Origin of the sequence: Mariniradius sediminis, from assembly GCF_021491425.1 — a bacterium.
Taxonomy (GTDB): Bacteria; Bacteroidota; Bacteroidia; order Cytophagales; family Cyclobacteriaceae; genus Mariniradius; species Mariniradius saccharolyticus.
Genome location: NZ_JAKEVZ010000005.1, coordinates 183,851 through 202,738 on the forward strand (window position 1 = coordinate 183,851; position 18,888 = coordinate 202,738).

The 18,888-nt window shown below is 49.4% G+C and carries 15 protein-coding genes and 1 tRNA gene; 6 read left to right on the forward strand and 10 right to left on the reverse strand.

Annotated elements, in window-relative coordinates:
* Positions 1–12 precede the first annotated feature (12 nt).
* Entirely contained in the window at positions 13–1,008 is a 996-nt protein-coding gene (locus L0U89_RS08240) for a sugar kinase (RefSeq protein WP_234861095.1), read from the reverse strand.
* 71 nt (positions 1,009–1,079) lie between these two features.
* Between L0U89_RS08240 and L0U89_RS08245 the strand changes: the two genes are divergently transcribed.
* Positions 1,080–2,762, forward strand: a complete 1,683-nt coding sequence (locus L0U89_RS08245) for a UxaA family hydrolase (RefSeq protein WP_234861096.1) — start codon at positions 1,080–1,082, stop codon at positions 2,760–2,762.
* Positions 2,763–2,993: 231 nt separating this feature from the next.
* Positions 2,994–5,384: a penicillin acylase family protein gene (locus L0U89_RS08250; protein ID WP_234861097.1), complete on the forward strand. Its 2,391-nt coding sequence runs from the start codon at positions 2,994–2,996 to the stop codon at positions 5,382–5,384.
* A gap of 471 nt (positions 5,385–5,855) precedes the next feature.
* On the opposite strand, the gene L0U89_RS08255 is transcribed toward L0U89_RS08250, so the two are convergent.
* Both L0U89_RS08255 and L0U89_RS08260 read right to left on the reverse strand, forming a co-directional pair.
* Positions 5,856–6,158, reverse strand: a complete 303-nt coding sequence (locus L0U89_RS08255) for a GIY-YIG nuclease family protein (RefSeq protein WP_234861098.1) — start codon at positions 6,156–6,158, stop codon at positions 5,856–5,858.
* A 190-nt stretch (positions 6,159–6,348) separates the two neighbouring features.
* Positions 6,349–6,422: transfer RNA gene (locus L0U89_RS08260), tRNA-Ile, on the reverse strand.
* 89 nt (positions 6,423–6,511) lie between these two features.
* Here L0U89_RS08260 and L0U89_RS08265 point away from each other — a divergent pair.
* Together L0U89_RS08265 and L0U89_RS08270 are read left to right on the forward strand one after the other, a co-directional pair.
* Positions 6,512–7,144 (forward strand): HAD family hydrolase, encoded by a 633-nt coding sequence (locus L0U89_RS08265; protein ID WP_234861099.1) that lies wholly within the window; start codon positions 6,512–6,514, stop codon positions 7,142–7,144.
* On the forward strand, positions 7,134–8,249 hold the full coding sequence (locus tag L0U89_RS08270; RefSeq protein WP_234861100.1) for a site-2 protease family protein: 1,116 nt from the start codon (positions 7,134–7,136) through the stop codon (positions 8,247–8,249). Before L0U89_RS08265 ends, L0U89_RS08270 begins: the two co-directional genes overlap by 11 nt.
* A 27-nt stretch (positions 8,250–8,276) precedes the next feature.
* Here the strand turns inward: L0U89_RS08270 and mnmA are convergent, their stop codons facing one another.
* The gene (gene mnmA / locus L0U89_RS08275; protein ID WP_234861101.1) at positions 8,277–9,482 is read right to left on the reverse strand and encodes a tRNA 2-thiouridine(34) synthase MnmA; all 1,206 of its coding nucleotides are present in this window, start codon (positions 9,480–9,482) and stop codon (positions 8,277–8,279) included.
* 297 nt (positions 9,483–9,779) lie between these two features.
* Positions 9,780–11,183 carry a tagaturonate reductase gene (locus tag L0U89_RS08280; RefSeq protein ID WP_234861102.1) on the reverse strand — a complete coding sequence of 468 codons (1,404 nt, stop codon included), beginning with the start codon at positions 11,181–11,183 and terminating at the stop codon, positions 9,780–9,782.
* Between the two features lie 98 nt (positions 11,184–11,281).
* Here L0U89_RS08280 and L0U89_RS08285 point away from each other — a divergent pair, with 98 nt between their 5' ends.
* Together L0U89_RS08285 and yiaK are read left to right on the forward strand one after the other, a co-directional pair.
* Positions 11,282–11,572, forward strand: coding sequence for a DUF1330 domain-containing protein (locus tag L0U89_RS08285; protein ID WP_234861103.1), 291 nt, complete (start codon positions 11,282–11,284; stop codon positions 11,570–11,572).
* Positions 11,573–11,599: 27 nt separating this feature from the next.
* Positions 11,600–12,604: a 3-dehydro-L-gulonate 2-dehydrogenase gene (yiaK, locus tag L0U89_RS08290; protein WP_234861104.1), complete on the forward strand. Its 1,005-nt coding sequence runs from the start codon at positions 11,600–11,602 to the stop codon at positions 12,602–12,604.
* Between the two features lie 120 nt (positions 12,605–12,724).
* Here yiaK and L0U89_RS08295 read toward each other — a convergent pair whose 3' ends face one another.
* From L0U89_RS08295 to L0U89_RS08315, 5 genes are all read right to left on the reverse strand, one after another.
* Positions 12,725–14,620 carry a DUF2207 domain-containing protein gene (locus L0U89_RS08295; protein ID WP_234861105.1) on the reverse strand — a complete coding sequence of 632 codons (1,896 nt, stop codon included), beginning with the start codon at positions 14,618–14,620 and terminating at the stop codon, positions 12,725–12,727.
* Positions 14,617–15,171 carry a LemA family protein gene (locus L0U89_RS08300; protein WP_234861106.1) on the reverse strand — a complete coding sequence of 185 codons (555 nt, stop codon included), beginning with the start codon at positions 15,169–15,171 and terminating at the stop codon, positions 14,617–14,619. The genes L0U89_RS08295 and L0U89_RS08300 overlap by 4 nt, the downstream gene beginning before the upstream one ends.
* Positions 15,172–15,306: 135 nt before the next feature.
* Positions 15,307–16,689 carry a tRNA uridine-5-carboxymethylaminomethyl(34) synthesis GTPase MnmE gene (gene mnmE / locus L0U89_RS08305; RefSeq protein WP_234861107.1) on the reverse strand — a complete coding sequence of 461 codons (1,383 nt, stop codon included), beginning with the start codon at positions 16,687–16,689 and terminating at the stop codon, positions 15,307–15,309.
* Between the two features lies 1 nt (position 16,690).
* Positions 16,691–17,140 carry a thioredoxin family protein gene (locus L0U89_RS08310; protein ID WP_008625946.1) on the reverse strand — a complete coding sequence of 150 codons (450 nt, stop codon included), beginning with the start codon at positions 17,138–17,140 and terminating at the stop codon, positions 16,691–16,693.
* A gap of 391 nt (positions 17,141–17,531) precedes the next feature.
* The gene (locus tag L0U89_RS08315) at positions 17,532–18,887 is read right to left on the reverse strand and encodes a Gfo/Idh/MocA family protein (RefSeq protein ID WP_234861108.1); all 1,356 of its coding nucleotides are present in this window, start codon (positions 18,885–18,887) and stop codon (positions 17,532–17,534) included.
* Position 18,888: the final 1 nt, after the last annotated feature.

The following is an 18,888-nucleotide window of genomic DNA, read 5'->3' on the forward strand; positions in this document are numbered from 1 at the left end:
GGACTTGGGATTTTAGCGCTTGAGTTTTCCAATATCTTTCCCCTTCATGACTTCCATCACCTCGTCGAGATGCACGAGATTGGCGTCGCCAGGAATGCTGTGCTTCAGCACGGATGCGGCAGTGGCAAATTCTATGGCTTTTTGGTCGTCAAAATGCAGCAGGCCATAAATCAATCCCGCCATAAAAGCATCGCCGCCACCTATGCGGTCGATGATGTTGGGCATGTCGTAGCGCTTGGATTTCAGTGTCTCGGTACCGTTCCAAAGAAATCCTTTTAGCTTATTGTGTGAAGCGGAGATCGAATCCCTATTGGTCTTGGTGATGTATTTGATTTGGGGAAAATCCTTTTTGGCTTGCCTACAGGCATCCTCAAAATCGTCGCTTTGGATATCGAGGCAGTTTTCGAAGTCCGTCAAACCCGCCACCAAGACATGGGAATACCTGACCAGTTCCGGCATGATATCCAATGGCCCCTTTCCATATTGCCAGAGGTTGCGTCGGTAATTGATATCACCTGAGACCATGATGCCTTTGCTTTTCGCCACTTTCAGGGCCTCCAAAGTCATGTCAGCAGCATTTTGTGAAAGTGCCGGGGTAATCCCGCTCCAATGGAACCAATCCGCCCCATCCAGTATTTTTTCCCAATCCAATCTTGCGGGATCGAGTTTTGAAAAGGCATTGTCAAAGCGGTCGTAGATGATCCGCGGAGCACGCTGCATCGCTCCATCTTCCAAAAAATAGAGTCCCAATCTTCCCTCTCCTTCCAATACAAAGTCGGTTTTCACGCCCATTTGCCGCAGGTAGTTGGATGCCGCCTGCCCCAAATCATGTACAGGAAATGCCGTGACGTGGTAGGCTTCCAATCCCAGTTGCGCTAGCGAAATACAAACATTGGCCTCCGATCCACCATAAACAACCTTCATGGCATCGACCTGTACAAAGCGCTCTTTTTCGACGGTACTTAGCCGCATCATGACCTCTCCTATCGTGACGATTTTTTTACCCATGGGTGGAAAAATAATTATTGTTGAAAATAATGACTTACCTGTTGAATTCTACGACCGTTCACAATTACTTTATGCAAACGTTTCCAAATTGCAGAAAAAATCGCTCTCCGGTGAAAAAAACCATCAGAATCCATCCAAAAGACAACGTGCAGGTCGCCCTACAGGACTTGCAGGCAGGCGAAACCATTCAAGTCGAGGAACAGACGTTCGGAATTATTCAGGACGTCCCTGCCAAACACAAATTTGCATTGGAGGACCTCGAACCGGGTGACAAGGTTTTTATGTACGGCGTGGTCGTTGGAACAGCCAAATCTGCCATCAAAAAGGGCGGGATCATCGGTACCCACAACGTGGGGCATGCGACGGAGGACTTTGGCCAAAAAACCAAAGCGGCAAATTGGATCGTTCCTGAGGTCTCGAGGTTTCTGAACAAAACATTTATGGGCTACCACCGCTCGGATGGGCAGGTCGGCACTGCCAACTATTGGCTGGTCGTACCCTTGGTTTTCTGTGAAAACAGGAACGTGGATGTGATCCGGGATGCGTTCGAAAAGGAACTCGGCTATGGTAAACCCAATCCCTTTAGAACGATGGTACGGCAGATGTCTGAGGCGCTGCGAAAAGGGAAAATTGAGGAAATCGGCACTTTTTCGGGCGATGATGATACCATTCAAGCGAGCGAACGCATTTTTCCCAACATCGATGGTATCAAGTTTCTGACCCATGATGGCGGTTGCGGGGGAACGCGCCAGGATTCTGAAGCCCTTTGCCAATTGATCGCAGGATATATCCACCACCCCAACGTCGCGGGTGCTACGGTCTTGAGTCTTGGTTGCCAGCATGCACAGGCTTCCATTCTGCGGGAAAAACTCGCCAAACTCCCCCTTGCAAAGGAAAAGGAAATCATCATCCTCGAGCAGCAGAAAGAAGGCACCGAACGGCAACTGCTGACAGAGGCGATCAAGAAGACATTTTTGGCCTTGGTAAAAGCCAATGAAAACAAACGACAACCTGCTACGCTTGACAAGCTTACCGTGGGTTTGGAATGTGGCGGTTCGGATGGTTTTTCCGGCATTTCCGCCAATCCAGCTGTCGGACATGCCTCTGATCTCGTGGTCGCACTTGGGGGAAAGACGATCCTTTCGGAATTTCCCGAGCTGTGTGGCGTCGAACAAGAACTGATTGACCGCTGCGTTTCCGATACTGTCTCGGAAAGGTTCAGCCATTTGATGAAGGTTTATGCCGCCGCGGCGGAAGCGGTAGGTTCCGGTTTTGACATGAATCCTTCGCCGGGGAATATCAAGGACGGCCTGATTACCGATGCGATGAAATCAGCCGGTGCAGCAAAAAAAGGCGGCACCTCCCCGGTTGCGGACGTGTTGGACTATGGGGAATACATCCAAAAGCCCGGGCTCAATCTCCTCTGTACCCCCGGCAACGATGTGGAAAGCACAACAGCGATGGCCGGTTCGGGCGCAAACATCATCCTCTTTACGACCGGATTGGGCACACCGACCGGCAATCCCGTAGCGCCGGTGATCAAGATTTCCTCCAACTCTGTCCTCGCCAAACGCATGCCCGACATCATCGACTTGGATACAGGTCCAATTATCCGGGGTGAAAAAGACATTGCGCAGATGGGCGAGGAAATCCTCGAACTCATCATAGCCGTGGCTTCCGGGGAGGTGGTTACTAAAGCGACGGCCTTGGGACAGGACGATTTTATCCCTTGGAAAAGAGGGGTTTCGCTGTAGGAAGGGGTGGGTTAGGAAGTCAGGATGTTGGGAAGATTGGAAGATTGGAAGATTGAAAAATTGTAAAATTGAAAGATTAGAAGATTAGAAGATTAGGAAAACCGGGTATTGAGATCTGTCACTTCCGGGAGAATCCGAGGTCCATAGGATTCCAAAAAAGACGCAGCCAGCGTGATTGATACACAATAGAAAATATACAGTAAATTCAAACTTTGAACAAAAAACCCAAATATGAAAAAGGTACTTTATGTGCTTCTTGCCTTGGTGATCCTGATTGGCGCCGGATATCAGTTTATCAGATTCAAATCAAAGCCCAAATATGAGGGAGAAACGACGCTTACGGGCTTGAGCTCGGAAGCGGAGGTATATTTCGATGATTTTGGCGTGCCGCACATCTATGCAGCCAATGCAGCAGATGCCTATCGCGCGATGGGCTATGTCCATGCCCAAGACCGTCTTTTCCAGATGGAAATGATGCGCAGGGTCGGCACGGGTACCTTGGCCGAAATGCTCGGGGAAGACCTGTTGGACGTGGATAAGTTTTTTCGCACCCTCGGCATTCCGAAGCATGCCGCATGGAGCACCGAGGTTTGGGATAAGGCAGGCCCTTCCGAATGGAAATCCGCTACCGAAGCCTATATCGACGGCGTCAATGACTTTATCGAAAACGGCAATCTACCCATCGAATACACTTTGCTTGGCCACAAACCAAGGCCTTTTACCATCAATGACATTCATGCCATCACGGGTTACATGTCGTTTACCTTTGCGATGGCCATGCGCACCGATCCATTGGTGACCAAAATGGCCCGCCAGTTGGGACCAAAATACCTTGACGCACTTTCCGTACACACACTTCCCGAGCACCATCAGATTCCCAACAACTATCCGCTGCGGGATTCCTTGAACCGTATTCAAATTGATGGAAATACACTGGTTTCGATGCTGGATAGGCTTCCCGTGCCGCTTTTGGAAGGCAGCAATGCCTGGGTGATTTCCGGAAAAAGGACGAAAAGTGGGCAGGTTCTTTTTTGCAACGACACGCATATCGGATTTGCGCAGCCCTCGGTTTGGTATGAAGCGCATATTGAATATCCGGGTTTCAGCTACTATGGCAATCACCTCGCAGGAATGCCATTTGGACTTGTCGGGCATACCAGAAACCACAGCATCGGACTGACGATGTTTGAGAATGACGATCAGGATTTCTTCGAGGAAAAACTCGATCCCAACAATCCTGCCCAAACAGTCTATGCAGACGGATTCAAGCCCTTGACTGTTCGGAAAGAAACGATCCCGGTAAAAGGCAAGGATCCCGTGGAATTTGAGATTCGTGAATCCATCCACGGGCCCATCGTCAACGAGGTGATACCCGAAATCGGAAGGCTGACGACCAATCCCGTCGCTTCTTGGTGGGTGTATGTCCTCGAACCTACACGCGCCCTCGAAGCCACATGGAAAATGGCGCGGGCGCAAAGCATACAAGAATTGGAAGATGCAGTCAGGCTTATCCACGCCCCCGGACTCAATGTCATGTATGGTGACAAAGCGGGGAACATTGCCTGGTGGGCCACCGCCAAACTACCCATTCGGCCACCCCATGTCAACAGCAAGATTTTCATGGATGGCAGCAATCCTGCCGACGAACCACTCGGATGGATCCCATTTGAAGAAAACCCGATGAGCATCAATCCGGAGTCCGGCTTCGTCGCCTCAGCCAACAACCAACCGGATACGTTATCCAATGGGACGTTTTTCCCTGGCTACTACTATCCCGGAGATCGCTGGAACCGTATCGCCAAGACCGTAACCGCCAGAAATGACTGGACGCAGGAAAGCATCAAGTCCCTGCAGCTCGAAGCCCTCAACGAAAACCATCCCATCAATGCCAAGGCCATGATCCAACAGGTCGATCCGAGTGTCTATGCAGGATTTGAAACAGCGATCAAAACCTTGGAAAACTGGGACGGAAGCCATGGATTGGAAAGCACGGCGCCGACCCTGTACTACAAATGGCTGTACCATACCTTGTACGGGATGATGGTGGATGAATTGGGTGAGGAGGATTTCAAGAATTTTGTGAGGACGTTTTTGTACATCCGAAGCGTGCCAAAACTCATTCGGAGCCAAGATTCCCCTTGGTGGGACAACACACAGACCGATGTTTCAGAAAGTTCCAAACAGATCATTGAGGAAGCCTTGAAAAAAAGCCTTGCGGAATTGAATACCCAACTCGGTTCGGATCCAAATACCTGGGAATGGCAGAAGGTGGTTGTGTTGGAACATCCACATCCCCTTGGCGCCAAAAAACCCCTGGACAAGATCTTTAACGTCAAAGCCCCTGCGGTGACGGCGAACGAGGAGTCGGTCAACAAATTGCCGTTTGTGCTGAATGCCGAAGGTATCTACAAGGTTAACTCCGGCCCTGCCATGCGTATTGTAATGGATTTTGCGGACGTGGAAGCCGCTGAATCCGTGCTGCCTACTGGACAAAGCGGCAACCTTTTCTCGCCCTGGTACCAAGACCAAGCCGTCATGTTTGCAACAGGGCAATACCGACCCATGCTCATGAACGAATCCGCCATCAAAAGCAGTAAGAGAAAGTTGGTGCTGAGGCCTTGAGCAGAATAAAAGATGTGTCTCGGAGAAAATTGGCCTTCTTTACTCATATCGCAATTTGTGTCTATTTGTGCTATTCGTGGCTAAATTATCAACCACAGATTACACAGATAGGCACAAATATCTTCGGACAACCTAACCTTTTTTATCTGTGTTGATCTGCCCCATCTGTGGTTGAGTTGTTTTACTACAGATTACACAGATGGACACAGATATCTTTGGGCAACCTCACCTTCTTTATCTGTGTTGATCTGCGCCATCTGTGGTTTGATTTGATAGACAAAAATTCCAGACACCTGGCATCGATATTTTTTCTAAGGTGACTGAATCCCGACCACGTTTTTGGCATGGACGATACAAAAACAAAAAAACCGCCCGATGTTCGAGCGGCTTGTGGGCCCACTTGGAATCGCCCTGATAGCCATCGCGGGCAAGCACAGGCTGCCACCATCTGCCTGAGTCATCGATGGAGCATCAGTTATTTCGGTACTTCGCAAGTAGTTTGTCGACCATCTCGGGAAATGATTTCAGGTTTTGTAAGTAGATCTTGGATTTCATTTTCTTGATGTGCATTTCGATCCTTCGAGCCTGTGCAAAATCCTCACATTTAATGGAATGGTAAAGTTCCCAATCATCAGCTTTCTGGGTAAAATTAAGTTTGCCATATTTCTTCTCGATGTGGTTTTCAATCCGCTCGACCACCGAAAGGGTAGTCACGCCCGTGTAGTAACGATCAAGCCTTCTTGAATAAAGGATGTAAACAAAGGAAGATTCCATTGATTGAAAAAAAACCGCTCGAAAATCGAGCGGTTCGTGGGCCCACTTGGAATCGCCCCGATAGCCATCGCGGGCAAGCACCTACTGATCCGATTTGGGTGCATTTCACTTTAACCGCAAATTATATTGAAGGGACATTGACATAGGACAAGCATAAAACAAAAAAACCGCCCGATGTTCGAGCGGCTCGTGGGCCCACTTGGAATCGAACCAAGCACCTACTGATTATGAGTCAGTTGCTCTAACCGAATGAGCTATAGGCCCGAAATTTGCCCCGTTTTTATCCAAAACAGCCTTGCAAATGGGAGTGCAATGTTACATATTTGGTTTTAATTTTACAACCAAGGGCATTCATGAATCAATTGAGCGGAGTCGATTTTTTGATCTTTGATCTGGGCAATGTGATCATCGATATCGATTATGAATTCAGTATGAACGAGTTGAGGAAGCTGCTCCCGGCAGAAAAACATCCCCTCGTACAACAGTTTTTCCCCTCCAAATTCCACAAGGATTACGAGAAAGGCCTGATCACTTCGAGCCAATTCCGGGATGCCGTAAGGGAACTGTACCAGGAAAATTGGACCGATGCCCAAATCGACTATGTCTGGAACAGCCTTTTGCGCGAATTGCCGCAGGAGCGCCTGGACTTGGTCGCGCGCTTGCGGGAAGAATTTGGGACGGGCGTCCTGAGCAATACCAACGAAATCCATATCCTGAAGATGAACGAAATCCTGCAGGAAAAAGCGGGGATACCTTCCATGCATGTGTTTTGTGACCATGTGTTTCTCAGCCACGAAATGGGTTTGGCCAAACCAGATGAAGCTATCTATAAGGCCGTGATCGAACAAATTGGCATTCCAGCATCCAAAGTTTTGTTTTTCGATGACCTCCCGGCAAACCTTGAAGGCGCCAAGAGAGTTGGGTTAAAGACGTTTCACATCCATCACCCCAAAGCGCTGATCGAGTTTTTTTCCGATGTACAGTAAAAAAGAGTATTTCAGACACATCTCCCTTTTCCTCCTGACCCTCGTCACGACGACATTTGCTGGTGGGGAATGGCTTTTCGGAAGGTCTATCCTCGGCAGCGGCGAGCATTTCCTGAATTGGGAGTATTTTGTCAAATCCCTCCATTTCTCGGTCCCGTTTTTGGGCATCCTATTGGTACACGAAATGGGACATTTGCTTACCTCGATCAAGCACCAAGTAAAGTCAACAATGCCCTATTTCATACCGGGTTGGCTGGGCTTCCTGGGTTCGCCCTCGATAGGTACTTTTGGGGCCATCATCCGAATGCGGAGCTTTGTCAACAGCAGGAAAAAATTCTTCGATATCGGTGTCGCGGGTCCCTTGGCGGGTTTTGTATTGGCGGTTGGGGTACTTTGGTACGGCTTCACCCACTTGCCGCCTGCGGACTATATCTATCAAATCCACCCCGAATACCTCGATCCCAACTTCAAGGGGCATACGGCAGAGGAAGGCTATATCAACCTGGAAATGGGCTACAACTTGCTTTTCTATGGCATGGAGAAGCTGCTTGCAGACCCAGCCAAAATGCCCAATATGTCTGAGATCATCCATTTCCCCTACATCTTTGCGGGCTATTTGGCGCTGTTTTTCACGGCTTTGAACCTGTTGCCGATCGGGCAATTGGATGGAGGGCATGTGGTGTTTGGGCTTTTTCCCAAAAACCACAAACGGATATCGCTCGTGTTTTACACCGCCTTCGTGGCCTATGCAGGTCTGGGTGTGATCAATCCGTATCAGGATTTCTATAGGCTGATTGTCACGATTCCGCTCTATGTTGTTTTCCTGTACATCTGCTACCTCAGGGCAAGTCTCGACAATCAGACCAAATGGACCATTGTGCTGAGTCTTGCCGCGGTACAATACCTCACGGTGTACTTTTCCCCTACCGTCGAAGGCTACTCAGGCTGGCTGTTTTTTGCTTTCCTGCTTGGGCGGGTCATGGGCTTGGAGCATCCCGAAGTCAGTGGCTATCGGGAACTTGACCGCGGTCGCAAGCTGATTGGCTGGCTGGCGATCTTGATCTTCATCCTGTGTTTTACGCCACAACCTTTCAAGTTTTCCTGAAAAATCTGAACGACAGGGAGTCCATTGCTAAAAAATCACACCGGACCCAATACACTCCTCACCTTTGTACCAAGCGACAAACTGACCCGAGGCTATTCCCTTTTGTGCCTGATCGAACAGGACATACAGACCATTTTCACGCATGATCAGGGTAGCCCTGGTCAAAGGCTGGCGGTAACGGATACGCGCCTCATATCTCGCTGATTCACCCAGGGCAAGCCTCAGATCTTCCCGAATCCAGTGGATATCCTTTTTGGGTACAAACAGACCGTATCGATTCAGGCCGGGATGGTCCTCCCCTAGCCCTGTATAAATCACATTTTCACGGGTATCGGTCGCAATGACAAACATCGGCTTCCCGGTACCACCAACTTGCAGGCCCTTCCTTTGGCCTACTGTGAAATAGTGGGCACCACTGTGTTCGCCAAGGACTTTGCCATCCTCAGGGCGGTAATGCAAGGGCAAGCAGATTTGATCCAAAGTGTCCATATCCTCCCCATCCATGTCAGCGATCGCGGGAACGGTCTGATAAGCCGGATGCGTCTCCGGCACGAGAATAATCCTTCCTTTCTTTGGCTTGAGTTGTTGCTGGAGGAAATCGGGCAACCTGACTTTTCCTATGAAACAAAGCCCTTGGCTGTCCTTTTTGTCCGCGGTGATGAGATCCTGTTCCTTGGCGATTTGCCTTACTTCGGATTTTTGGAGATGACCGATGGGAAAAAGGGCCTTTGCCAATTGCTCCTGGCTGAGTTGGCAAAGAAAATAACTCTGGTCTTTGTTGGGGTCGGCACCAGCCAACAGCCGATACACAGGTTTGCCATCTACCAAAATTTCATCCTTTTGGCAATAATGCCCGGTCGCGACGTAGTCCGCCTTGAGCTTCTGGGCAGCTTTAAGGAAAATGTCGAATTTGATTTCCCGATTGCAAAGGATATCTGGATTGGGCGTGCGTCCCGCTTCGTATTCGGCAAACATGTAATCAACGATCCGTTCGCGGTATTCTTCGCTCAGGTCAATCGCTTGAAAGGGAATGCCGAGTTTCTCGGCCACAAGCATGGCATCGGTGCTGTCTTCCATCCAAGGACATTCATTGGAAATGGTGACAGTTTCATCGTGCCAGTTTTTCATAAACATGCCGATGACTTCGTAGCCTTGTTCTTTGAGCAGATGGGCGGCGACCGAGGAGTCGACACCGCCGGATAGTCCTACGACCACCCTTTTGGGATTATTCATATTCCAGAAATTATTCATGGAGTAAAGGTCCATGAGGTTTCACATGTTTTTCCAAACCCGCGGGAAAAGGAATTGGTTCACAAAGGTAGGGATTGATTGTACCATGTACAAAGTACCAAGTACGACGTACCAAGTATAAAAGAAAGAGATTCGAAGTACGAAGAATGAAACCGGAAGTACGAATTTATCGGTTTTCAGTCGGTTATCCCGCTTCTCAAGAAGCTGGATTGGAAGCAGGATTTCGGTCAATCGGTGCTGGTTTCGGAAAAGCAGCACAGTCCACGACGTAGCGAATCGTCATCCTTGCAACACTTCCAGTTCTTGCACAAGTGCTTCCTGCAATCCTGGGATTTCACGAAGATCTTGGCCCCAGAAATCCACCTGTCTGAGTGCTTTTTCCACGATCATCTCCAAATTGTCGGACTGCCAGATTTGAGCGAAAAACTGCAACACTTCAGCGGTATCTTTCAGCGGTATCGGTTCTTGGGAGGTTTTGCCGGAATAAAAGAACAGCAAAGCAGCAAAGGAACGCATTAGATTTGGAGGAAGGCTTCCTGTTTTTTCGTGATAGGATAAAATGCTCGGCAATACCCGTACCCGAAACTTGGAGACCGAGTTCAGGGCGATGGAAATCAGCTCATGGCGGATAAAGGGATTTCTAAACCTATCGAATACAGCCGCTGCATACGCATGGAGTTCCTCTTTCGGAAGGTCCATGCTGGGTATGATTTCATGGAATACGAGTTCCCGGACAATTTTCCCCATAATGAGGTCTTCCACGGCTTCCCGTACTGTTCGTAGACCTGCTAAATATGCATGCGGCACCATCGCGGTATGGGCCCCATTGAGAATCCGCACTTTTCTTGTCTGGAAACCGGTCAAATCGTCGACTATATGGACTTCAAGTCCCGTTTTCTCGGTTTGGAAAACATCCTTCAGAAACTCAGGGCCTTGGATTGCCCAAAAGTGATAAGGCTCGGCTACTACCGCCCAATCGTCCCGAAACTCGGTTTTTGACTCAAGTTCAACGATCTCCTCTTTGGGATACCCTGGGACGATTCGATCAACAAGTGTATTGCAAAAGATGCAGGAAGCCTCCAGCCAGGCAAGAAACTTGGGGGTAAGTTGCCAGAGATAGGCATACGAAACCACCATGTCATGCAGCGTGTCGCCGTTGTTGGATATGAGTTCACAGGGGAGGATGACTAGCCCTTTCGCCACGTCACCTGCTACATGCAGGAATCGGGCGTAGAGCAAAGCAGTGAGTTTTCCGGGAAATGCCTTTGGGCACTGGGCAAAATCGGCATCCTTTAGATCAAAATACACTCCGGCTTCGGTCGCGTTCGAAATGACGTACTTGAGCTCCGGTTGGGCTGCGAGGTCCAAAAATCCCGAATAATCCAACTCGGGATTGTTGATGCCGGCAACACAGGAAACAAGACGCATCTGATCGATGGTCTCCCCTTTGGCAAATCCCCTCAACCATACGTGGTAGAGGTAATCTTGCCCCACAAAAGACTCAGGAACCTGCTGCCCTTTGGTTTGCACGAGGTGGATTGAGCCATTGAAGTCAGCCTTTTCATTGAGGATGTCTACCATCCAATCCGCGAATCCCCGTAAAAAATTCCCCGTGCCAAACTGGACAACTCTGAGGGGCCTGTCCACAGTGGTTCCGGTTGTCTTTCGATCTAATGTTTTCATCTTGTTACTAAAATACTACTTGACCGCTTTATCCCCAATAAAATTGTGTAAGCGGTGCCCTACTTGGGGAAAATGAGTAATTTGCCCATAAAAAAAGCATGGCAGCATTTGTTTTGGTGGAAGTCAGTATACATGACCCCGAACTCTACGAATCCTACAAAAAATTGACACCGGGTTCATTGGAGCCCTTCGGTGGGCGTTTCGTTGTGCGTGGCGCAAAAACCGAAACCCTAGAGGGCGATTGGAATCCCGAGCGACTTGTGATCCTTGAATTCCCCTCTGTGGAAAAAGCGAAAGCGTGGTGGTCGTCTGAACTTTATTCGAAAGCCAAAGACATCCGCTACCGCGCCGCCCATTCCAAAATGCTGGTGGTGGAGACCTTGGGCTAAGTTTTTTCTTCAACAACACATGCCAGGATGACAATCAGAATCCCCTACCCCGAAGTACTCGAAACCCTTAAAAAACTGTTTCTCGAACACGGATTTGATGCGCCCAATGCGGAAGCATGCGCGGTACTTTTTGCCAAGGCAAGTCTCGAAGGTGTACCCTCCCATGGACTGGAAAGGGTGACGGTGTTTTTGGATATGGTGAAAAATGGGCTTGTCAATCCCAAGGCAAAACCTACCCTATCGGATCAATTCGGAAGTTTTGAACGCTGGTCAGGCAATCTTGGACCTGGCCCACTTAATGCCCAATTTTGTATGGATAGGGCCATTTCCCTTTCCAAGGAATTTGGGATTGGGTTGGTAGCCGTGCGGCAAACCAACCATTGGATGCGGGCAGGCAACTACGGTTGGCAGGCGGCTGATTTGGGTGTCATCGGCATTTGTTGGACCAATACCAAGCCCAATATGCCGGCTTGGGGTGGTAGCGAACCAAAGCTTGGCAACAATCCCTTGGTGGTCGGTATTCCTAGAAAGGAAGGGCATATCGTGTTGGATATGGCCATGTCCCAATTTTCCTACGGAAAAATGAAGCAATACCTGCGTGACGGCCGCCAAATGCCCTATGAGGGGGGATTTGACAGCCGCGGCAAGCTCACGAAGGAACCAAAGGAAGTGATTTCGAATGAATTGGCCTTACCGATCGGATTATGGAAAGGGGCCGGTTTTTCCTTGGTTTTGGACATGTTGGCGGCACTGCTATCGGTTGGAAATGCCGTCCACCAGATTGGAGAGACAGGTTCAGAGTATGGTCTTTCACAGGTGTTTTTGTGTTTGGATCCCGGCAAGCTGGGCTTTGCCGATTCGATTGATTCGGTCTTGGGCAATATTGTTAACGATTTCCTTTCCTCTGAAACATTCACGGGAAACGTTATTCGCTACCCAGGACAAAATATCCCCGAAATCCGCGCAAAAAACCTAGCCGAGGGCGTTCCCGTGGAGCAAGGCGTATGGCAAGGCATTTTGGATAGGTTATGAATGGAGAATCAACAATGATTAATGCACACCCCTGCAGGCTTTGGAATTGGAAATGAAGAGATGTTGATGGTTGACATGGTCCTGTATTCGGAAGCTCAGGACCGCTGGATCAGGGGCATTTTACCAGCCTCCGCCACCACCTCCACCACGGCCGCCGCCCGAGAAGCCTCCGCCACTGGAACCTGAACCGCCACTACTGGGTTTTGCGGCTGAATGTTGGATGGATGAACCCAAAGCCTTGATGATGTGGTGGCCCAAGAGATGGTATGAATAGGCCCTTTGGCTGGTATACCAAGATGTCTGACGTGTCGGTACCATTCCCGCACTGTCCATGATTTGCTGGAACTTTTGTCCCCAAATCCTGTCCACGCCCAAGGCCATCGCAAAGGGAAGCAATTTTTCAAAGATTTCGGGGGTCATTTTGGGTGGATTGAACATCTGCAGCTGCCTTTCCTCTGCGGCACTGAGGTATTTTTCAAATCCGGCAATCTTGGCTCTTAGATCGAGTTTCTCGCGGCTCGGTTTCCGAATCAAATAGATATATGCCGGAAAGGAAACGAGTGCAAAGAGAATAAATCCGACCAAAGCGAGCATGTTGATCGAAATGTTCGTAGCCGAGTACAGCAAGGTCAAAAGGGCGACCAATCCAGTCGTAGCCAAACCGATCAAAAACCACTTGCCCATTCGTTTTCTAAATGCCCATACGATAATGAAAGCAAGTATTGAAAACACGACGGGAAAAGCAGAAGGCTCTATGGCATTCATGTCCGGAACCGTTTGTGTGATTTCACTGAAATCTGAAAGAACCGCATACAGGCCATAAGCCAAAAATACAAGGATGGGAGGAATCCAAAGCAGCCAATTGCTGCCTTGATTGAGAAATGGCTGGTGCTGCTCGACTAAACTGGCCCGGAAGCTGTCGTAAAGGGATTTGATATGGTCGCTGTATTTGCCATTGATGATCAATTTGGTACCGTATCGGAAAAGCCGATCCATGAGGATTCTCTCTTCCGCAGGAAGGTCTTCATCCGGTTCCTTCAATTGAAGCAAAATGAAGGAGGTGGAATGAAAAAGACCAAATAAAACCGGCTCCCTCCTTTCGTTGATGCTGAGATATCCGTTTACTGCCAAGTGGACAATCGCGGTGGAAATCAAGTCCTGCGAAAAATGTCCCCGGTGTATCATGCCCAGGGACGCGGGTGACATTCCTGTGGGTGGATCAAATTCGGGTATGACCGTGGGCTGCGGTGGATCTACGCCGAATCTGAGCCATGTGAGGAAATAGTAACCCATCAGCAGCAAAGCAGCTACTGATGAAACTATCAAAAATCCATTCTTTTCCCAAAAACCTGGAGGAGGCGGCCTACTTACCACCCCTTTGGTAAAACCCGCCGCGATCGTCAGGTTTTGGTAGGGTTCCAGGTTTTCCGCTTCAAACAACAGGCTACCATCGGGAGATATTTCGGATTTGCAGTCTTTGTCGGTGGAACCCGAATAGCCTGTATAGCAAGCAAATGAATCAAAGACCGCAGGTTTCGGAATTTGGACGCTCGCGCCGATCTTTTCCACTCTAAAATTCCATCCAAAGCCATTCACATTCCAATAGATTTCATCGAAATCATCAAAAAATCCGAGTTGGCCCATGGCGGTATAGGTAATCCTGTAGGTATAAAAGCCCGGGTTCAATGTGATGTCCCTGTCTCCCACGTAGATATTCAGGTCGCCATTGCTCTTTTCCGTGTGAAAGGGCTCCTGCCTTCCGTCCCTTTCCACCCTGACCAATGCATATTCATTTTTGACCTGTCGGTTTCTATAGTCGGTACCTGTCAGTGGAAGGCTTCTGACAATTCCCCGTTTGATTTGGTTCCCTGCGGCATACACCTCGATGGTTTCAGTCACTGTCAGCATGCCCGAAGTGTCGACTTTCAGGTCGGCATGGAACAGCCGGATATGTTCCTCCTGTGCCTGTAGGCTGACTGACAGTGCAAAAAACAAAAGGAAAACTGCGATTCTCATTTGAAACTGACCTTCGGCACCGCCCTTTCCGATGCGGCGTCCAGTTCAAAAAATGGTGATTTGACAAAACCGAAGGCATTGGCAACTAGGTTGCTCGGGAAAGAGTCGATGAGCACGTTTTGGTCCCTTACCGAGCCATTATAATACCTTCGGGACCTTTCGATATCGTTTTCGATGGAAGATAGGTCCTGCTGCATTTGGAGGAAATTCGTGTTGGATTTGATCTCGGGATACTGTTCCGCGACTGCGAAAAGACTCGAAATGGCACGGTTCAGTTGGTTTTCGGCAGCTACCTGGTTTTCAAGCCCTTTGGCATTGATGGCTGCGGTCCGGGCTTTTGTCACGCTTTCCAAAGTCTCCCGCTCGTGGGTGGCATAGCCCTTGACAGTTTCGATCAAGTTGGGGATGAGGTCGTATCTTTTCTTGAGCTGCACATCGATGCCGCTCCAGGCTTCGGACACATTCGTTCTCAACCTGACGAGTCGGTTGTAGATGCCGATCACGAAAAACAATAAGGCGAGTACAACTGCGATGATGATCAATGCGGTCATATTTTCAGGTGTTTTAAAGTTGGAAAGTTAAAATATATTGAAAAAAGGCTAGAATCCGAAAAGGGACATCGTTTTTCTGCCCTCTTCTCCATTATGGAGACATGTGTTTCTTTAGGAATTAGGGGATTCGGCAGACTACTTCCCGATGCAAAACTTCGAAAAAATATTGGCGAGGAGGTCGTCTGTCGTAATTTCGCCCGTAATCTCGCCAAGATAATGCAAGGACCTACGGATGTCCATCGCGAGGAAATCATTGGTGACCTCGTGGTCGAGACCGGCGAGGACGTCGAGCAGGGATTGACGGGTCTTGACCAAGGAATCGTAATGGCGGATGTTGGTGACGATGGTATTTCCGGTGCGGAATTTGTCCAAGTTGACCAATTCGAGGATCCGGTTTTTCAATAGATCGAGGTTTTCTTTTTGACCAGCCGAAATGAAAATGGTGTCAGGATATTTTTCATTTAATTCATTGATAAAGAGAGGATTCGCCTTATCTATCTTATTGGCCACTTTCAGAAAAGGCACGCCCAAATTCTCCAGCTTGTTGATGTCCCTGTTGATCTCTACCATGTCCGTATCGCTAAGGTCAAAGAGGTAGAGAATCAGTGAGGCGGTTTTCATTTTTTCCTGTGTACGGCTGACCCCAATGGCCTCGATGGTATCTGTCGTCTCCCGAAGGCCTGCGGTGTCGATGAACCTGAAAATCACACCTCCGAGGTTGATTTCGTCTTCGATAAAGTCGCGCGTGGTGCCGGCAATATCGGATACAATCGCTTTTTCCTCGTTGAGGAGGGCATTGAGCAGGGTGGATTTCCCGGCATTGGGCTTACCGGCGATGACGGTCGGCACCCCGTTTTTGATCACGTTGCCAAGGTCAAAACTGGCGATCAACAGTTCGATTTCGCGCAGCAGCTTTTCCACCAATACCCGCAAATCCCGACGGCTGGCAAATTCCAGGTCCTCTTCCGTGAAGTCCAATTCCAATTCGATCATGGATGCAAAGTGGATGAGCTCGGAGCGTAGGTGTTGGATTTCGTTGGAAAAACCTCCCCGCATCTGACTGATGGCTGCCTGGTGCGAGCTCTCGGAATCCGAATGGATCAAATCCGCCACCGCCTCTGCCTGGGCCAAATCAAACTGCCCGTGCAAAAAAGCCCTTTGGGTGAACTCACCCGGTTTGGCGGGCCTTGCACCTTGGCGGATGAGCAACTTGATGACTTGGTTGACGATGTAGGAGGAACCGTGGGTGGAAATTTCCACGACATTTTCCTTGGTAAAGGACTTGGGTGCCACAAATATGGAAACCAAGACCTCGTCGATAATTTTCTCCCCATCCCTGATGGTCCCAAAATGAATGGTATGGGATGCTGCTTTTTCGAGGTTTTTGCCTTTAAAGACTTGGTTGACGAGGCGGATGGCATCCCTTCCGGAAAGACGTATCACCGCAATCGCACCAACTCCCTGCGGGGTGGCCAAGGCTACGATCGTATCCTCTCGCTCATGCAGGGAAAAAGACATGCTATTTGCTGAATTTATTGACGATGCCGGAAAGTCCGTTCAAAAATGGGTTCGGTTCGCGGTATCCGGGATACTGCGTGATGTTTTCCATCAGCGGATCCATAATGATGAAGTTGGGATAGGAATTCACCCGCATCGCTTTGGCCATCGTGGCTTCGGTGTATTGCTTGCCCCGGAAGTCAAAGGACCGCTTTGTATTCTCCGCGTTCATTTTGACCGCATAAAAATTCTCGTTGATATAGGCGATCACTTTCGGGTCGGAGAAGGTATCCTTGTCCATCTTCTTGCACCAGCCACACCAATCGGTATAGACATCGACAAAGACCATCTTCGGGTTTTCGGCTGTTTTGGCCGCAGCCTCCTCGAAGGTCAGCCAATTGATTTTTTCCTGTGCGGAAGCAATTTGGGCGCTGATGAGGGTGATGAGCACCGCTCCAAATAACTTTTTCATAAAACATTGCTTTTCAATTACCCAAAGGTAACGAGTTGTAGGGAAATCCAGTTCATTTTTTGTGTACGAAGTATGACGTACCAAGTACGAAGTTAGAAGGACGAGGGTAGAAGGACGAAGGTAGAAGGACGAGTGTAGAAATACGAGGTCGGAAGTACGAAGGATGAAGTGAGAAGTATGACTTATGTTGCTGCCAACTAAACCCTGCTACTGCCAACTGACCTCTGCCAACTGAACCCTGCTACTGTCAACTGACCTCTGCGAACTGATCCCTGCAACTGCCAACTGACCTCTCCCAACTGATCCCTGCAACTGCCAACTGACCTCTGCGAACTGATCCCCGCAACTGCCAACTGACCTCTGCGCACTGATCCCCGCGACTGGGACCTGCCTACAACTTCGGTTCCCAGCCTTTCTCGTATTCCCTGGACCAGAGGGCCATGCCTTTTTTGTTTTGGATATGTCCGTTTTTCGGATCGCAGGCAAAGCTTTCTCCGATGCGGTAGGAGATATTGGCCAAGTGGCAAAGCAGGGTACTGGTGGCGCCTTCCTCGATGGTAGAGTTTTGCTTTTGCTTTCCGCGGATCGCTTCGAAGAAGTTGACCACGTGGTCGGTAGTATTGTCCCCACCGCCGCCGAGGTTGGTGCTTCCCTCCTCGCCTCGTGCCTTTGCTTCCTTGATGAGTTTGCCATTCCGGTCAAAATGCCTGTACAGGCCTCTGTTCACAAAGACGGATCCTTCGGTGCCATAGATGATGGTACCCCTATCCGACCCGTAGGTTTGGTAATTGTTGCGGCTTTTGCCGTCCCAAAGGATGGTTTTGTCTCCGTCAAACTGGAAGGTGGCCAACATGGTATCGTACATGGTCCAGCCGTCGTCGACAAAGTGGTACTTGCCCGCATCGACGTGCACGTGTTTCGGAAACTCTACCTGCAAGGCCCACCGTGCCACGTCGAGTTCGTGGGTGGCATTGTTGCCGGTTTCGGCGGTGCCATAATCCCAACCATACCAGTGCCAATTGTAATCCCAGGTGTCATGGGTGTATTTACGCCTTGGTGCTGGTCCTTGGAAAAGGTCCCAATCCAAGCCGGCAGGTGGTGCTTGTTCAACCTGCAGCGGAACCGGTCCGCGGCCGTTGGAATAGAAGGCGATCGCGCGGAATGCTTTTCCAATGGCCCCTGCATGTATTTCCTTGATGATTTCGATGGTATGAAAAGATGAGCGCTGTTGGTTGCCCATTTGGATCACCTTTTTGTACTTGTTTTTGAACTCCACCAACAACTCCCCTTCGCGTGGATTGTGGCTGCAAGGTTTTTCGACATAGACATGTTTGCCGGCGGCTACCGCAAGCCATGTCCCCGGGGCATGCCAATGGTCCGGCGTCGCGTTGATGAGGACGTCGACTTCCTTGTTGTCGATTACCTTCAGAAGGCTGTTTTCGAGTTGGGGTGTGTAGTCGATATGCTTCGCAAAACTGGCAGCCGCTTTTTCCCTTTGGGACTGCATCACGTCGCACAAGGTGTGCAGCATGACATTGCTTTCTTTTCTCTTGATCGGGTCATAAAACGCGCCCAAACGTCTTCCAAGACCTGCGATGGCCACATTCAACCGTTCATTCGCACCGATGATGTTGCCGTAGCTTTTGGCTGAAAAACCCAATGCACCCAAGGAACTCAGGCCGATGGTTGCGAGGGTGGTCTTCTTGATAAAATCCCTTCTGGGTTGATTGTTGGATTCCATGGTCATG

Bases quoted from the DNA above. Each gene is read 5' to 3' on its own strand.
- L0U89_RS08240 (WP_234861095.1), bottom strand. From the start codon at position 1,008: ATGGGTAAAAAAATCGTCACGATAGGAGAGGTCATGATGCGGCTAAGT.
- L0U89_RS08245 (WP_234861096.1), top strand. From the start codon at position 1,080: ATGCAAACGTTTCCAAATTGCAGAAAAAATCGCTCTCCGGTGAAAAAA.
- L0U89_RS08250 (WP_234861097.1), top strand. From the start codon at position 2,994: ATGAAAAAGGTACTTTATGTGCTTCTTGCCTTGGTGATCCTGATTGGC.
- L0U89_RS08255 (WP_234861098.1), bottom strand. From the start codon at position 6,158: ATGGAATCTTCCTTTGTTTACATCCTTTATTCAAGAAGGCTTGATCGT.
- L0U89_RS08265 (WP_234861099.1), top strand. From the start codon at position 6,512: ATGAATCAATTGAGCGGAGTCGATTTTTTGATCTTTGATCTGGGCAAT.
- L0U89_RS08270 (WP_234861100.1), top strand. From the start codon at position 7,134: ATGTACAGTAAAAAAGAGTATTTCAGACACATCTCCCTTTTCCTCCTG.
- mnmA (WP_234861101.1), bottom strand. From the start codon at position 9,482: ATGAATAATCCCAAAAGGGTGGTCGTAGGACTATCCGGCGGTGTCGAC.
- L0U89_RS08280 (WP_234861102.1), bottom strand. From the start codon at position 11,183: ATGAAAACATTAGATCGAAAGACAACCGGAACCACTGTGGACAGGCCC.
- L0U89_RS08285 (WP_234861103.1), top strand. From the start codon at position 11,282: ATGGCAGCATTTGTTTTGGTGGAAGTCAGTATACATGACCCCGAACTC.
- yiaK (WP_234861104.1), top strand. From the start codon at position 11,600: ATGACAATCAGAATCCCCTACCCCGAAGTACTCGAAACCCTTAAAAAA.
- L0U89_RS08295 (WP_234861105.1), bottom strand. From the start codon at position 14,620: ATGAGAATCGCAGTTTTCCTTTTGTTTTTTGCACTGTCAGTCAGCCTA.
- L0U89_RS08300 (WP_234861106.1), bottom strand. From the start codon at position 15,171: ATGACCGCATTGATCATCATCGCAGTTGTACTCGCCTTATTGTTTTTC.
- mnmE (WP_234861107.1), bottom strand. From the start codon at position 16,689: ATGTCTTTTTCCCTGCATGAGCGAGAGGATACGATCGTAGCCTTGGCC.
- L0U89_RS08310 (WP_008625946.1), bottom strand. From the start codon at position 17,140: ATGAAAAAGTTATTTGGAGCGGTGCTCATCACCCTCATCAGCGCCCAA.
- L0U89_RS08315 (WP_234861108.1), bottom strand. From the start codon at position 18,887: ATGACCATGGAATCCAACAATCAACCCAGAAGGGATTTTATCAAGAAG.